Below are 14,474 nucleotides of genomic sequence, written 5' to 3' on the forward strand. Positions count from 1 at the left end.
CATGGGACCTGATCCGCAGACGGACCCGCAGCGGGTGCCCGAGGGCACCAGCGCGGAGCATGACCCGTCGCTCCTGTCCGGCGTCGGTGCCGAGCCGGCCCCGAGCCGCGTGCCGAAGGTCGCCCTCTGGGCCGGGATCGGCGTCGTCGTGCTCGCCGGGCTGTACGTCGGGGCCCAGTGGGCGCTGGCGGACACGGTGCCGACCGGCACCACCGTCGCCGGGGTGGACGTCGGCGGGCAGAGCTCGGCCGAGGCGAAGGCGACCCTGGACGACCAGCTGGGCCCCGTCGCCCGCGAGCCGCTGCCGGTCGAGCTGGCGGGCACGACGACCTCGATCGACCCCGCCGCCTCGGGCCTGACCCTCGACACCCGGGCGACGGCGGACGCGCTCACCTCGTTCTCGTTGCGGCCCCAGCGGCTGTGGGAGCAGGTCTTCGGCGGCACCGATCGCCCGCCGGTGGTCCACGTGGACCCCGACGAGCTCCGCGACGGCGTCGAGGGGGCGGCGAAGAGCGTCGACGTGGCCCCGGTCGACGGCACGGTGACGTTCTCGGGCGACGAGGCGCGCTCGACCGAGGCCTCGGCCGGCACGAGCGTGGACGTGGACGCCGCGGCCGCGACGATCCGCACGAAGTGGCTCGTCACCGAGCCGCCGATCGTGCTCCCCTCGCACCCGACGGAGCCGGACGTCACGCAGGACGAGACCGACGCCGCGCTCGCCGTCGCGCAGCAGGTCGTGTCCGCGCCGGTCGTGGTGGAGGTGGGCGGGCAGCGTGCCGAGCTGCCGCCGGACGCGCTCGGCGACTCCGCCTCGTTCCCCGCGAAGGACGGCGACCTGGCGCTGACGTGGGACGAGGACGCCCTCGTCGCGGCGGTCGACGACCGGACGAAGGACCTCGAGTCGAGCCCGAAGGACGCGCACTTCGTGTTCGTCGACGCCAAGCCCGTGATCCGAGGCGGCACGGACGGGGCGTCGCTCGACCCGGACGCCCTGACGAAGGCGGTCGACGCCGCCGCGACGTCCGACGACGACCGGACGGCCACCACGAAGCTCGTCCCCGTCGAGCCGGAGCACTCGAAGGCGGACCTGTCGAAGCTCGGCGTCAAGGACCGCATCGTCGAGTTCTCCACGCCGCTGACCGACGACGCGGTCCGCACGCAGAACCTCAGGGTCGGTGCCGCCCACGTGGACGGGACGCTCGTCGAGCCCGGCAAGCGGTTCTCGGTGACGGACGCCCTGAGCCCGATCACCCCGGAGGCCGGGTACGGCCAGGCGCACGTCGTCACGGACGGCCGCACCACGGACGCCATCGGCGGCGGGCTGTCCCAGATGGCCACCAACACGTACAACATCGGCTTCCTCGCGGGCTACGAGAGCATCACGCACAAGCCGCACTCCTACTGGTACGACCGCTACCCGGCCGGGCGCGAGTCCACGATGTACATCGGCCAGATCGACATGGTCTGGGAGAACGACACGCCCTTCGGGGTGCTCCTGCAGGCGTGGGTCTCGGGCGGGCGCCTGCACACCGCGGCGTGGAGCACGAAGTACTGGACCGTGACGTCGCACAGCGGCCCGCACCGCGACGTCGTCCCGACGACGACGACCACGGACACGAGCGCGGGCTGCACGCCCCAGTCCGCGGGCAACGACGGTTTCACGATCACGGTGGACCGCAAGGTCTCCCGTGCCGGGAAGGTCGACAAGGACGAGCACAAGACGTGGACCTACCAGCCGGAGAACGCCGTCGTGTGCAAGTAGCGTGACGGCCGGGCCACCACCACCAGCCGCCCCGTTCACGTCGAGCGGGGCGCGAGTCGAAAGCAGGACGATGCTCGGACGCAGCGAGAGGGACTCGGGCACCCATGTCCGCCACGCCGTCGAGGCGGCGGGGTGGGCGCGGGACGACGACGGGTCGGAACGGCAGTCCGAGCTGCTCGACCTCGGCACGACGGGCGCGACGCTGGCGACCGCCGCCCGGATCGAGGGGCTGCGCGCGGTGCTGCACCTCGGGCACCCGCTGCAGCCCTCGGACGACCTCGAGCAGGCGCTGCTGGCGGCCGACCCGACGCTGGTGGTCACCGACGCGGTCGCGGTCGTGCCGAGCTGGGCCTGGGTCGGGCGCTCCCCGGAGGCGAGCGGCGAGGTCGTCGTCGACGAGGCGGGCATGCGCGACTGCCGGCACGCGCTGCGCGCGACCGGCGCGTCGCCGCGCCTGGTCTCCTCGCGCACGACGGTCGCGGAGCGGGTGGAGCTCGCCGGCCCGAACGGCTCGCTCGTCCTCGAGCGCGAGCGCATCCCTGCCGGTCACGTCGAGCTCGCGGGCAGCGCGCGGCTCGTCGACGGCGACCCGGTCTGGTACGGCCTCGTCGAGTCCCGGGCGGAGGCGACGATCGCGGACGGGGGCGCGCAGGTCTGGGTCGCGTTCGGACCCCGCGACGACCACCGCGGCTCGCTGCAGCAGACGCTCGGCGTGGTCGCCGACGTCGGCATCGACCTCGACCACCTGCGCAGCCACCCGTCCTCGGGGGGCCCGCACGTCTTCTTCGCGTCGTTCGGGTGCCCCGGCCGCGACGTCCTCGAGCGGCTCACGGCCGGGCTGCGGTCGCGGGGCGTGGCGCACCGGGTCCTGGCCGTGCTCCCGGGCCGCGCGTTCGTCCCGTCGCCGCCCGCCTTCGCGCCGCGCTGGTCCGACGCCGTCGGGGGCGCGCGGTGAGCGTCGCCTACCTCGGCCCGGAGGGCACGTTCACCCACGAGGCGGCGCTCGCGTGGGCGGCGTGCCGCCCGGGACCCGCGCCCGCGGTGGTGCCGCTGGCGGAGGTCGGCGACGTGTACGCGGCGGTCGCCGACGGCACCCACGAGCTCGGGGTCGTGGCGATCGAGAACACCGTCGAGGGGTACGTCGTCCCGTCGCTCGACGCGATCGTCGAGGCCCGGGACGTCGTCGCGGTCGACGAGACGGTCCTCGAGATCTCCTTCGACGCCTTCGTGGCGCCCGGGCACGGTGAGGCGAGCGAGGTCACCGCCCACCCGCACGGGCTCGCGCAGTGCCGGCGGTTCATCGGGTCCAGCGGCCTGACGCCCGTCCCGGCGCAGTCCAACGCTGCGGCGTGCCGCGACGTCGGGCCGCACCAGGTGGCGCTCGGCCCGAGCATCTGCGGCGACCTGTACGGACTGACGACCCTCGCGCGGGGCGTCCAGGACTTCCGCGGGGCGCGCACCCGGTTCCTGACGCTCGCGCGCCGCGCCGTCGCCCGCGACCTGCTCGCCGCGCACCGGGACGACGACGTCGCCCGCGGCTGGCGGACGATGCTCGCGGTCACGCCCGTGGTCACCGGGCCGGGGGTGCTGGCCCGGATCACCGCGGCGTTCGCGGGCTCGGGCGTGAACCTGTCGAGCCTCATCACCCGTCCGCTCAAGGCCCGCGACGGCTGGTACGTCTTCGTCCTGACGGTGGACGCCGCGCCGTGGCAGCCGGGCCTGCGCGCCGTGCTCCGCGCGCTGCTCGAGGACGGCAGCTCGCTCAAGACCCTCGGCGTCTTCCCGGTGCGCGGCGAGCTCGACGAGTCGGTCGGGGTGCAGCACCTGCCGGGCGGCGGGGTCACGCGCGACGCGTCCCCCGCGGAGCTGGACGCGGCGCTCGTCTGGGCGCAGACCCCGCCCGGGGCGGCCCGGTGAACGTCTCGGGGGCGGTCGTCGTCGTCGGGCTGGGGCTGCTCGGCGGGTCGGTGGCGCGGACCCTCGCCGCGGGCGGCCACCGGGTGGTGGGCGTCGACCCGTCGCCGGCGACGCGGGCCGCCGCCCGCGCCTGCGGCATCGCGGCGGTCGCCGACGCCACCGGGATCGCCGGGGCGAGCGGGCCGGGCGGCGGTCCGGTCGGTGCGCCGTCCGTCGTGGTCCTCGCCGTGCCGCTGCGCGCGATGGGCACCGCGGCCGCGGCCGTCGCGCCCCTGGTGGGCGCGGGGACGGTCCTCACCGACGTCGGCAGCGTCAAGGCTGCCGTGCGCGCGGCGGTCGACGCGGCGGGGCTGGGGGAGCGGTACGTCGGCGCGCACCCGATGGCGGGCACGGAGCGCTCGGGTTTCGAGGCCTCCTCGGCGGACCTGCTCCCCGGCGCCCGCTGGGCGGTCACCGTCGCACCGGGGACGCGCCCCGACGCGCTGGCGACCGTGCTGGACCTCGTCACGGGTCCGCTGGGCGGCACCGTGACCCTGCTGGACGACGCCGCGCACGACCGCGCGGTCGCGCTCGTCAGCCACGTGCCGCACGTGCTCGCCACGGAGCTCCTGGGGCTCGTCGCCCGCTCGGGCTCCGCCGGCCCCGCGCTCGCCCTCGCGGCCGGCAGCTTCCGGGACGGCACGCGGGTCGCCCGGACGGACCCCCGGCGCACGGAGGCGATGGTCGTGCAGAACGCGTCGGCCGTCGCGCCGCTGCTGCGCGAGGCCGCGGACGCGCTGTCGGCGCTCGCGCAGCGGCTCGAGCGCGGCGCCGCGGTGGCGGGGTTCTTCGATGCCCCCGACCCCGTGCGCGAGGCGCTCGACCGGGGCTCCGTCGTGCCCGGCCCGCGCGCCGGGACCCCGCCCGGGCGGGAGCTGCTCGGGGCGCCCGGGTGGCGGGAACGGCTCCTCGGGGCCGGTGCCGCGGGAGCCGTCGTCGTCGGCGTCGAGGAGGGGCCCGCGGGCACGACGGTCCTGCAGCACGTCAGGGCGTAGGCCGCCCGGGCCGCTCCCGCCGGGCACGCGGCGCGGGCCGCGGCGGCACGCGCTTGGCGAGCGCGACGTCGTCGGCCCCGATGCGCTCCAGCGTGCCTGCCCGCGGGCCGGTGTCGCGCCGCAGGACGATGCCGCCGGCGTCGGCCGAGACGACCACGCCGAGCACGTCCGCGTACGTCGCGCCCGGCTCGTGGACCCGCGCCCGCACGACGGCGCGCGTGCCCGCCGGCCACGACGCCCAGCCCGGCGGCGGTCCGGGGTGCTGCTCGGGCACGGCGCGCTCCTCGGGTCCGGCGGGTGGACGGCGGCTCGACCGGGTCGGGCGCTGAGAGATACTAGGGTGCCAGAGTGCCTCCGGCACCGGCACCCCGACCCTGAGAGGACCGCGTCGTGACCTACGTGATCGCCCTGCCGTGCGTCGACGTCAAGGACAAGGCGTGCGTCGAGGAGTGTCCGGTCGACTGCATCTACGAGGGCGAGCGCTCGCTCTACATCCACCCGGACGAGTGCGTGGACTGCGGGGCGTGCGAGCCGGTCTGCCCGGTCGAGGCGATCTACTACGAGGACGACGTGCCCGAGGAGTGGAGCGACTACTACCGCGCGAACGTCGAGTTCTTCGACTCGCTCGGCTCGCCCGGCGGTGCGGCGAAGATGGGACTCATCGCGAAGGACGACCCGATGATCGCCGCCCTCCCGCCCCAGGCCTGAGCCTGCCGTGGGCCTCGGTGACCTGAGCGGTCTCGCCTATCCCTGGGACACGCTGGCGCCTTACGCCGTGACGGCCCGGGCGCACCCGCGAGGGATCGTCGACCTGTCGGTCGGCACTCCCGTCGACCCGACCCCGGAGGTCGTCCGGGACGCGCTCGCGGGCGCGTCCGACGCCCCCGGCTATCCGACGACGCAAGGCACGCCGGCGCTGCGCGAGGCCGTCAGCGCCTGGTTCGCCCGCCGGCGCGGCGTGCCGTCGCTCTCGCCGGACGCCGTGCTGCCGACGGTCGGCTCGAAGGAGCTCGTGGGGCTCCTGCCCTCGCTCCTGCGCCTGGGTGCGGGGGACGTCGTCGTCCACCCGGAGGTCGCGTACCCGACGTACGACGTCGGCGCGCGCCTCGCCGGGGCGTCCACCCTCGCGACCGACGACGTCGAGGCGTGGGCCGGGCGGGCCGACGTGCGCCTGGTCTGGGTCAACTCGCCGAGCAACCCCACGGGCGCCGTCGCGAGCCGCGAGCACCTGGCACGCGTGGTCGCCGCCGCGCGGGAGATCGGCGCGGTCGTCGCGAGCGACGAGTGCTACGCCGAGCTCGCCTGGGAGGAGCCGTACGCGAGCGCGGGCGTGCCCAGCATCCTCGACCCGCAGGTGTGCGGCGGGTCCCACGACGGCCTGCTCGCCGTCTACTCGCTGTCGAAGCAGTCGAACCTCGCCGGGTACCGCTCGTCGTTCGTCGCCGGCGACGCCGACCTCGTCGCCGACCTGCTGGCCACCCGCAAGCACCTCGGCATGATCGTGCCGGCGCCCGTGCAGGCCGCGACCGCGGCCGCGCTGGGCGACGACGCGCACGTCGCCGCCCAGCGGGCGGTGTACGCGCGCCGTCGCGCCGTGCTCCGCGGCGGGCTGGAGGCCGCGGGCCTGGTGGTGGACCGCTCGGAGGCGGGGCTGTACCTGTGGGTCCGCGCCGAGGGCGGCACCTCGGGCGCGCCCGACGCGCGGGGCGTCGGCGACGCCGTCGACCCGGCCGCCGCGCCGTGCTGGGACCTGGTCGCCGGGCTCGCCGGGCTCGGCATCCTGGTGGGCCCCGGCACGTTCTACGGGCCGGCGGGGGCGGGTCACGTGCGGCTGGCGCTCACGGCGCCGGACGAGCGCGTCGGCGAGGCCGCCGCCCGCCTGGCGGGTGCGTGACGCGCGGCTGACCGCCCGGTGACGAGCGTGACGCTGTGACCCGGATCACACCCATGTGTCGGTTCTGTGACGGTTCCGGATTGGTCACGTGAGATTGTTCCGGGATAGCGTCGCCCTGGGCAGCGACGTCCCTCGCGCGCGTGCCTGCGATCGGCCCGCCGCGCGCGGGCGACCGTGATGTCACATCGGACCACACGTCCACGCCGGCTCCACGAGAGACCCGGCGACGGGCCGCAGGAAGGACACCCATGACCAGCACGGACAACGCGACGGTGCAGCTGACCGCCGGAGGCGAGACCCAGGACCTGCCGGTCGTGCGGGCCGTCGAGGGCAACGACGGGATCGTCGTGTCGAGCCTCCTGAAGTCGACCGGGCTGGTCACCGTCGACCCCGGTTTCATGAACACCGCCTCCTGCAGCTCGGACATCACCTACATCGACGGCGACGCGGGCATCCTGCGCTACCGCGGGTACCCGATCGACGAGCTCGCCGCGGGCTCCACCTTCCTCGAGGTCGCCTACCTCCTGATCCACGGCGAGCTGCCCGACACCGCGGCGCTCGAGGCGTTCGTGGAGCGGGTCAACCGCCACACGTTCGTCCACGAGGACTTCCGCACGTTCATGGGCACGTTCCCGCGCGACGGGCACCCGATGGCCGTCCTCGCCTCGGCGATCAACGCGCTCTCGACCTTCTACCCGGAGTCGCTCGACCCGCACGACCCGGAGACGGTCGAGCTGGCCACCGTGCTCCTGCTCGCGAAGACGCGCACCATCACGTCCTACCTGCACCGCCGCCGCTCGGGCGAGCCGCTGCTGTACCCGGACTACTCTCGCGGCTACGTCGACGACTTCCTGCGCATGACCTTCGCCCGCCCGTACCAGGAGTACGAGGCGGACCCGGTCGTCGTGGACGCCCTGGACAAGCTCCTCATCCTGCACGCCGACCACGAGCAGAACTGCTCGACCTCCACGGTCCGCATCGTCGGCTCGAGCAACGCGAACCTCTACGCGTCCGTCGCCGCCGGGGTGAACGCGCTCTCCGGGCCGCTGCACGGCGGGGCGAACGAGGCGGTCCTCGACATGCTCCAGCAGATCCAGGGCAGCGACGTCGACGTCGACGCGTTCATGACCAAGGTCAAGAACAAGGAGGACGGCGTCCGGCTCATGGGGTTCGGGCACCGCGTCTACAAGAACTACGACCCGCGCGCCGCGATCGTCAAGGAGAGCGCCCACGCCGTGCTCTCCAGCCTCGGGAAGAACGACGAGCTGCTCGAGATCGCGATGGGGCTCGAGGAGATCGCGCTCAACGACGACTACTTCATCGAGCGCAAGCTCTACCCGAACGTCGACTTCTACACGGGCCTGATCTACAAGGCCATGGGCTTCGAGCCGGCGATGTTCACGCCGCTGTTCGCGCTCGGGCGCATGCCGGGGTGGATCGCCCAGTGGCGCGAGATGATGCAGGACCCGCAGACGAAGATCGGCCGCCCGCGGCAGATCTACACGGGCGCGCCCGCGCGGCCGTACGTCCCCGTCGAGGAGCGCTGAGCCCCGCGGCGCCGAGCCGCCCGGTCCCCGGGAGGCTCAGGACGTCGCGACGGTGACCGCGACGCGGCCCGGTGCCGGCGGGGGACCGGCGCCAGCGGGCCCGTCGTCGTCCTCGTCCGGACGGCTCCACGCCGCGCTCTCGCGCGTCCACACCTGACCGTCGACGGCGACGGCCACGGCGTCGGTGGTGCTCGCGGTGGCGACCGCCCACTGCGCCACGGACCAGGCGGACCGCGCCGCGGCCGACGCGTCGCCGGGGTCGGTGCCGCCGAGCCCCCGCGCGTCCACCTCCACGCCGGCGCGCCCCTGCGGCGCCGCACCGACACCGGCGGTCCGCGTCGGCAGGTCGCCGAGGTCGCGGACCACGCGCCCCTCGAGCTCCGCCACGGCGTCGGGCGCGGGAGCGGGCTGCGCGACGTCGCGCAGCGTGCAGGTCAGCGCGGCCGGCGACCAGCCGGTCAGCGCGGAGGCCCAGATCCCGGACCGCGTCGCGTGCGGCGCGTAGCCCTCCGGGAAGGCGGAGCGCTGCACGGCCTGCGCGGCCTCCGTCACCCGCATGCGCGTGTAGCCGTCGACGTCCTCGAGCGCGTCGTAGAACGCGTTCGTCGCGTGCACCGGGTCGGTGACCTCCGCCTCGGTGCCCCACCCCTGGGACGGGCGCTGCTGGAAGATCCCGAGCGAGTCGCGGTCCCCGTGGTCGAGGTTGCGCAGGTGGGACTCGGCCGACGCGGTGGCCAGGCCGATCGTCGCGGCCCGCGCGGGCATCCCGCGACGCTCGGCGGTGACCGCGACCAGCGCCGCGACGTCGGCCTGCTGCGGCGTGAGGTCGGCGCTCGTCCCGTCGACCGCGGCGGTGCAGCGCTCCGTGACGGGCCGGCGGTCGTCGAGGACCTTCAGCCCGACCACGACGCCACCGATCGCCAGGGCGCCGGCGGCCACCACCCCCGTGACGGCGAGCAGCGTGCGCCGCGCGCGGTGCGGGGTGCGACCGGTCACCGGCGTCAGTTCGCGTGCAGCGCGGCGTTGAGCTCGATGCCGGTCCCGGCGCGCGCGACGACCTCGACCGCGCCGGTCAGCGAGTTGCGGCGGAACAGGAGGTTGTCCCGGCCGGCGAGCTCGCGCGCCTTGACCACGGTGGGCTCGCCGCCGCCGGCGACGACGCTCACCTTGGTGCCCGCCGTGACGTAGAGGCCGGCCTCGACCACGCAGTCGTCGCCGAGCGGGATGCCGACGCCGGCGTTCGCCCCGAGGAGCGAGCGGCGGCCGATCGAGATGACCTCCGTGCCGCCGCCGGAGAGGGTGCCCATGACGGACGCGCCGCCGCCGACGTCGGAGCCGTCGCCGACGACGACACCGGCGGAGATCCGCCCCTCGACCATCGAGGTGCCCAGCGTGCCCGCGTTGAAGTTCACGAAGCCCTCGTGCATGACCGTGGTGCCCGGCGCGAGGTGCGCACCGAGCCGCACCCGGTCGGCGTCGGCCACCCGGACGCCGCTCGGGACGACGTAGTCGACCATGCGCGGGAACTTGTCCACGCCGTAGACGGTGACCGCCTGGCCGGTCGCGGCGCGCAGGCGCAGGCGGGTCTCCTCGAACCCCTCGACCGCGCAGGGGCCCTGGCTGGTCCAGACGACGTTGGTCAGCACGCCGAAGAGTCCGTCGAGGTTCAGCCCGTGCGGGCGCACGAGGCGGTGGGAGAGCAGGTGCAGGCGCAGGTAGGCGTCCGCCGGGTCCGCCGGCGCGGCGTCCAGGTCGATCGAGGTGCGGACGGCGCGGACGTCGACGCGACGCGCCTCGTCGCGCTCGGCGAGCAGGGCGAGCGACTCCGGCACCGGGCCCGACGGCTCGCCCAGAGCGGGCGCGGGGTACCAGACGTCGAGGGTCGTGCCGTCGTCGGCCACGGTGGCGAGGCCGTCCGCCCAGGCGCGACGGCTCTCGCCGGGGGCCGGGCTCTCGGGGGGTGCGGTGCGCGCGGAGGTCATGGCGCCAGCCTAGACGGAGGGCGCCCGCGCGCTAGAGTCGCGTCCCATGCATGAGACCGCCGCCCCCGGCCCGACGTACCCGCCGCTCGACCCCTCCGGAGACCTCGTCCGGCTGTGGCGCGCGGTGTGCGATGTGCCGTCGGTCAGCGGCGACGAGACGGCGCTCGCGGACCTCGTGGAGGACGCGCTGCGGGCCGCGCCGCACCTGGACGTGGTGCGCGACGCCGACGCCCTCGTCGCGCGCACGGACCTCGGTCGCGAGCACCGCGTCGTGGTCGCCGGGCACCTGGACACCGTCCCGCTGACGGACCCGCCGAACCTGCCCACGCGGCTCGAGGGCGAGGGCGACGACGCGGTCCTGTGGGGCCGGGGCACCGTCGACATGCTCGGGGGACTGGCGGTGCAGCTGGCGCTCGCCGTCGCGCTCGATGCGCCGGCGAAGGACGTCACCTGGGTCTTCTACGACCACGAGGAGGTGCAGGCCGACCTCAACGGGCTCGGGCGTCTCGTGCGCCACCGTCCCGAGCTTCTCGCGGGCGACCTCGCGATCCTCGGTGAGGCGACGAACGCCGGGATCGAGGGCGGGTGCAAGGGCACGCTGCGTGCCGAGGTGACCACGAGGGGCGTGGCCGCGCACTCCGGCCGGCCGTGGGCGGGCCGGAACGCGGTGCACGCGGCGGCGGAGGTGCTCGGGCGCCTGGCCGCGTACCGGGCACGGGAGGTCGACGTCGACGGCCTCGTGTACCGCGAGGGGATGAGCGCTGTCCGCATCGCCGGCGGGACCGCGAACAACGTCGTCCCCGACCGCTGCACCGTCACCGTCAACTACCGCTTCGCGCCGTCGATCACCGTCGCGGAGGCGGAGGCGCACGTGCGCGAGCTCTTCGACGGGTACGACGTCGTCGTGACCGACGCCGCGCCGGGCGCGCGCCCCGGCCTCGACTCGCCGCTGGCCCGGGACTTCGCCGCGACGGTGCTCGGGCTCACCGGCGTCGAGCCGGCCGCGAAGCAGGGCTGGACGGACGTGGCGCGCTTCTCCGCCCTCGGCGTGCCCGCCGTGAACTTCGGTCCGGGCGACCCGCTGCTGGCGCACAAGGACGACGAGCGGTGCCCGGTCGCCGACGTGCGGACCTGCTACGCGGCCCTGCGGGAGTGGCTGACGCGCTGAGCGTGCGGCCTCCGCGCCCCTCGGCCGGGCACCAGTAGGCTCGGCGGCATGAGCGACGAAGGCCTCCCGCAGTCCGGTTCGGGCTACCGCAAGGGTCCGGTGCTGCTGCGCGGCTCCCAGATCCCGCGACGGACCACCGACGCCCGGCTGCTGGACTCCACGCAGGACGCCGACTGGGTGCACAACGACCCGTGGCGGGTGCTGCGGATCCAGAGCGAGTTCGTCGAGGGCTTCGGCGCGCTGGCCGAGCTCGGCCCCGCGGTCTCCGTCTTCGGCTCGGCGCGCACGCGCCCCGAGCACCCCGACTTCGCGCTCGCCGAGGACGTCGGGCGCCGCCTCGTCGAGGAGGGCTACGCCGTCATCACGGGCGGCGGTCCCGGCATCATGGAGGCGGCGAACCGGGGCGCGTCCCTCGCCGGCGGGACCTCGGTCGGCCTCGGCATCGAGCTGCCCTTCGAGCAGGGCGTCAACGAGCACGTCAACCTCGGCATCAGCTTCCGGTACTTCTTCACGCGCAAGATGATGTTCGTCAAGTACTCCCAGGGCTTCGTGGTCCTGCCCGGCGGCTTCGGCACCTTCGACGAGCTGTTCGAGGCCCTCACCCTGGTCCAGACCCACAAGGTCACCGAGTTCCCCGTGGCCCTGGTCGGTGCCGACTACTGGGGCGGGCTGCTCGACTGGGCCAGGGAGGTGGTCCTGCCCCGCGGCATGATCAGCGAGCACGACCTCGAGCTGGTCCGGGTGTTCGACGACGCGGCGTCGGCCGTGCAGTACGTGTGCGACCGGGGCGCGGAGCTGGCCGAGCAGGAGCGCGCCGCCGTCCAGGACGCCGCGGAGGCGCGGTCCGGCGCCGCGGACGCCGCGGCCGACCCGGACGCGGCGCCCGACGGCCAGGCGGACCGCACCGCGTGAGCGGCGGGTCCGCACCGGCGAGCCCGCCCGCGTCGTCCGCCCCGCTCGTGCTCCGGGGCCGGGACCTGGGCCCGGCGCCGGTCGTTATGGCCATCGTCAACCGCACCGACGACTCCTTCTACGCCGGCGCCCGCCAGCTCGACGACGCGGTCGCGCTGCGCGCCGTCGAGCGCGCCGCGGTCGAGGGCGCGGCGATCGTGGACGTCGGCGGCGTCCGCGCCGGGGTCGGTCCCGAGGTGGACGCGGCGGAGGAGGTGCGCCGCGTCGTCCCGTTCGTCGCCCGCGTGCGCGAGGAGTTCCCCGACCTGCTGGTCAGCGTCGACACGTGGCGCGCCGAGGTCGCGGACGCGGCCGCGGCGGCCGGGGCCGACCTGGTCAACGACACGTGGGCGGGCCACGACCCGCGGGTCGCCGAGGTGGCGGGTCGCCACGGCGTCGGCCTGGTGTGCTCGCACACGGGCGGCGCCGTGCCCCGCACCGACCCGTACCGCGTCGCCTACCCGGGCGACGGGCTCGCCGACCCGCGCGACGGCGTCCTGCGCGACGTCGTCGCGACCCTCCGCGCCGCGGCGCGGCGGGCGGTCGAAGCCGGTGTCCCGGCCGCGTCCGTCCTGGTGGACCCGACGCACGACTTCGGCAAGAACACCTGGCACTCCCTGCACCTGCTGCGGCGCACCGAGGCGCTCGCGGGCCTCGGCTTCCCGCTGCTCATGGCGCTCTCCCGCAAGGACTTCGTGGGGGAGTCGCTCGGCCTGCCGGCCGACGAGCGCCTCGAGGGCACGCTCGCGGCGACCGCGGTGGCGGCGTGGCTCGGCGCGCGCGTGTTCCGGGCGCACGACGTGCGCGAGACCGTGCGCGTGCTGGAGATGGTGGCGGTCGTGCGCGGGGACCTCGCGCCGGCCCGGGCGACCCGGGGGCTCGCGTGACGGCGACGGTGCCCGCAGCGCCGGCGGCACGACCGGCGGCGGCCGCCCGCGCGGCCGCCGCGGTGCGGGACTGGCCGTGGTGGGTGCAGGTGCTCGCCGTCTACGGTGCGGCGCGGCTCGTCAGCGCCGTGATCCTGCTCGTGGTGGCCCATCAGCAGGCCGAGAACCTGTGGACCCCCGCGTCGCCGTCGTACGCGCAGTGGACGGGCCGGATGTGGGACGCGTCCTGGTACCGCTCCATCGCCGAGGGCGGGTATCCGTCGACGCTGCCGCGCGGTGACGACGGCGCCGTCGAGCAGAACGCGTGGGCGTTCTACCCGCTCTTCCCGGTGCTGGCCCGCGGCCTGACGAGCCTGACGGGCCTCGGCTGGGACGTCGTGGCCCCCACGCTCTCGCTCCTGCTCGGCGCGGCGGCGATGCTCGTGATCCACCGGCTCGTGGCCGGCGCCGACCGCGCGGTGGCGCGCCGGCCCGGCCTCCCGCTGGCGACCGTCGCCGTGGTCTCGGTGTTCCCGTCGTCGCCGGTGCTGCAGACCGCCTACACCGAGAGCCTCGGCCTGCTCCTGGTCGCCACGACCCTCCTGCTCCTCGTGCGGCGCCGCTACGAGTGGGCGGCGGGGGCGGTGCTCCTGCTCGGGCTCAGCCGGGCCGTGGCCCTGCCGATGGCCTGCGTGGTGCTCTGGCACGGCCTCGTGCGCGCCCGGCACTGGTGGCGCGCCCGGGCCGCCGCCCCGGCGGGTGCCCGGGCGGCGGCGCGGGGGCGCGCCCTGGTCGACGGCGCGCGGGTCGGCGCCCTCCTCGTGATCACGCTGCTCGCGGGCGTGGCCTGGCAGCTCGTCGTCGGGGCGGTGACGGGGGAGCGGGACGCGTACTTCCGCACCCAGTCCGCCTGGCGCGCCGGGGCCGACGTCGTCCCCGTCCAGCCCTGGATCGACGTGTCCCGATGGCTGTGGGGCGACGCCGGGCCGTGGATCATGCTCGCCGTCCTCGTCGCGTTCGCGGCCGCGGTGCTCAGCCCGCCGACGGCGCGGCTCGGCCCGGAGCTGCAGGCGTGGTCGGGCGCGTACCTGGCGTACCTCGTGGCGGTCGTGCCGCCGGGCAGCAGCCTCGTGCGGTTCCTGCTCCTCGCGTTCCCGCTCGGCGCGTCCCTGGTCGGGTGGACCCGCTCGCGCCTGTGGTTCTGGTGCGTCGTCGTCGCGAGCGTGGCGGGCCAGCTCTGGTGGGTCTGGACCTTCTGGCGGCTCGTCCCGCCCAGCGGGTGGCCGCCGTGACCGGTCCGAGCCACGCACGGCGGTGAACTAGACTGTGACCTGGACCTCTACGGACGTCCAT

Annotated in this window: 14 protein-coding genes; 11 read left to right on the plus strand and 3 right to left on the minus strand. The window is 75.7% G+C overall.

Annotated features, from left to right (window positions below; all coding sequences use genetic code 11):
• Position 1: 1 nt before the first annotated feature.
• The 4 genes from EDF32_RS04525 to EDF32_RS04540 all read left to right on the plus strand — a co-directional run bounded on the left by EDF32_RS04525 (position 2) and on the right by EDF32_RS04540 (position 4,713).
• On the plus strand, positions 2-1,762 hold the full coding sequence (locus tag EDF32_RS04525; protein ID WP_148061564.1) for a VanW family protein: 1,761 nt from the start codon (positions 2-4) through the stop codon (positions 1,760-1,762).
• A 70-nt stretch (positions 1,763-1,832) separates the two neighbouring features.
• On the plus strand, positions 1,833-2,717 hold the full coding sequence (locus tag EDF32_RS04530; RefSeq protein ID WP_123307344.1) for a hypothetical protein: 885 nt from the start codon (positions 1,833-1,835) through the stop codon (positions 2,715-2,717).
• Positions 2,714-3,679 (plus strand): prephenate dehydratase domain-containing protein, encoded by a 966-nt coding sequence (locus EDF32_RS04535; RefSeq protein WP_123307345.1) that lies wholly within the window; start codon positions 2,714-2,716, stop codon positions 3,677-3,679. Before EDF32_RS04530 ends, EDF32_RS04535 begins: the two co-directional genes overlap by 4 nt.
• Positions 3,676-4,713 carry a prephenate dehydrogenase/arogenate dehydrogenase family protein gene (locus tag EDF32_RS04540; RefSeq protein WP_123307346.1) on the plus strand — a complete coding sequence of 346 codons (1,038 nt, stop codon included), beginning with the start codon at positions 3,676-3,678 and terminating at the stop codon, positions 4,711-4,713. The genes EDF32_RS04535 and EDF32_RS04540 overlap by 4 nt, the downstream gene beginning before the upstream one ends.
• Here the strand turns inward: EDF32_RS04540 and EDF32_RS04545 are convergent.
• The gene (locus EDF32_RS04545) at positions 4,703-4,987 is read right to left on the minus strand and encodes a hypothetical protein (RefSeq protein ID WP_123307347.1); all 285 of its coding nucleotides are present in this window, start codon (positions 4,985-4,987) and stop codon (positions 4,703-4,705) included. The two genes, EDF32_RS04540 and EDF32_RS04545, sit on opposite strands and share 11 nt — an antisense overlap.
• Positions 4,988-5,103: 116 nt before the next feature.
• Between EDF32_RS04545 and fdxA the strand changes: the two genes are divergently transcribed.
• The 3 genes from fdxA (at position 5,104) to EDF32_RS04560 (ending at position 8,154) form a co-directional block, all read left to right on the plus strand.
• Positions 5,104-5,421, plus strand: a complete 318-nt coding sequence (fdxA, locus tag EDF32_RS04550; protein WP_123307348.1) for a ferredoxin — start codon at positions 5,104-5,106, stop codon at positions 5,419-5,421.
• A gap of 7 nt (positions 5,422-5,428) precedes the next feature.
• Complete coding sequence (gene dapC, locus EDF32_RS04555; RefSeq protein ID WP_123307349.1) at positions 5,429-6,607, plus strand: succinyldiaminopimelate transaminase; 1,179 nt, start codon at positions 5,429-5,431, stop codon at positions 6,605-6,607.
• Positions 6,608-6,855: 248 nt separating this feature from the next.
• Positions 6,856-8,154, plus strand: coding sequence for a citrate synthase (locus EDF32_RS04560; RefSeq protein WP_123307350.1), 1,299 nt, complete (start codon positions 6,856-6,858; stop codon positions 8,152-8,154).
• Positions 8,155-8,190: 36 nt separating this feature from the next.
• Here the strand turns inward: EDF32_RS04560 and EDF32_RS04565 are convergent, their stop codons facing one another.
• Both EDF32_RS04565 and dapD read right to left on the minus strand, forming a co-directional pair.
• The gene (locus tag EDF32_RS04565; protein ID WP_199734820.1) at positions 8,191-9,150 is read right to left on the minus strand and encodes a hypothetical protein; all 960 of its coding nucleotides are present in this window, start codon (positions 9,148-9,150) and stop codon (positions 8,191-8,193) included.
• Between the two features lie 5 nt (positions 9,151-9,155).
• The gene (dapD, locus tag EDF32_RS04570) at positions 9,156-10,136 is read right to left on the minus strand and encodes a 2,3,4,5-tetrahydropyridine-2,6-dicarboxylate N-succinyltransferase (protein ID WP_123307351.1); all 981 of its coding nucleotides are present in this window, start codon (positions 10,134-10,136) and stop codon (positions 9,156-9,158) included.
• Positions 10,137-10,182: 46 nt separating this feature from the next.
• On the opposite strand from dapD, the gene dapE reads away from it, so the two are divergent.
• The 4 genes from dapE to EDF32_RS04590 all read left to right on the plus strand — a co-directional run bounded on the left by dapE (position 10,183) and on the right by EDF32_RS04590 (position 14,413).
• Positions 10,183-11,304, plus strand: a complete 1,122-nt coding sequence (dapE, locus tag EDF32_RS04575) for a succinyl-diaminopimelate desuccinylase (protein ID WP_123307352.1) — start codon at positions 10,183-10,185, stop codon at positions 11,302-11,304.
• Positions 11,305-11,352: 48 nt separating this feature from the next.
• Positions 11,353-12,216: a TIGR00730 family Rossman fold protein gene (locus tag EDF32_RS04580; protein ID WP_123307353.1), complete on the plus strand. Its 864-nt coding sequence runs from the start codon at positions 11,353-11,355 to the stop codon at positions 12,214-12,216.
• Between the two features lie 86 nt (positions 12,217-12,302).
• Positions 12,303-13,142, plus strand: a complete 840-nt coding sequence (gene folP, locus EDF32_RS04585) for a dihydropteroate synthase (RefSeq protein ID WP_123307641.1) — start codon at positions 12,303-12,305, stop codon at positions 13,140-13,142.
• A complete protein-coding gene (locus EDF32_RS04590; protein ID WP_123307354.1) occupies positions 13,139-14,413 on the plus strand; it encodes a hypothetical protein in 1,275 nt (424 codons plus the stop codon). The genes folP and EDF32_RS04590 overlap by 4 nt, the downstream gene beginning before the upstream one ends.
• Positions 14,414-14,474 lie beyond the last annotated feature (61 nt).

This window comes from Cellulomonas sp. PhB143 (assembly GCF_003752595.1).
Taxonomy (GTDB): Bacteria; Actinomycetota; Actinomycetes; order Actinomycetales; family Cellulomonadaceae; genus Paraoerskovia.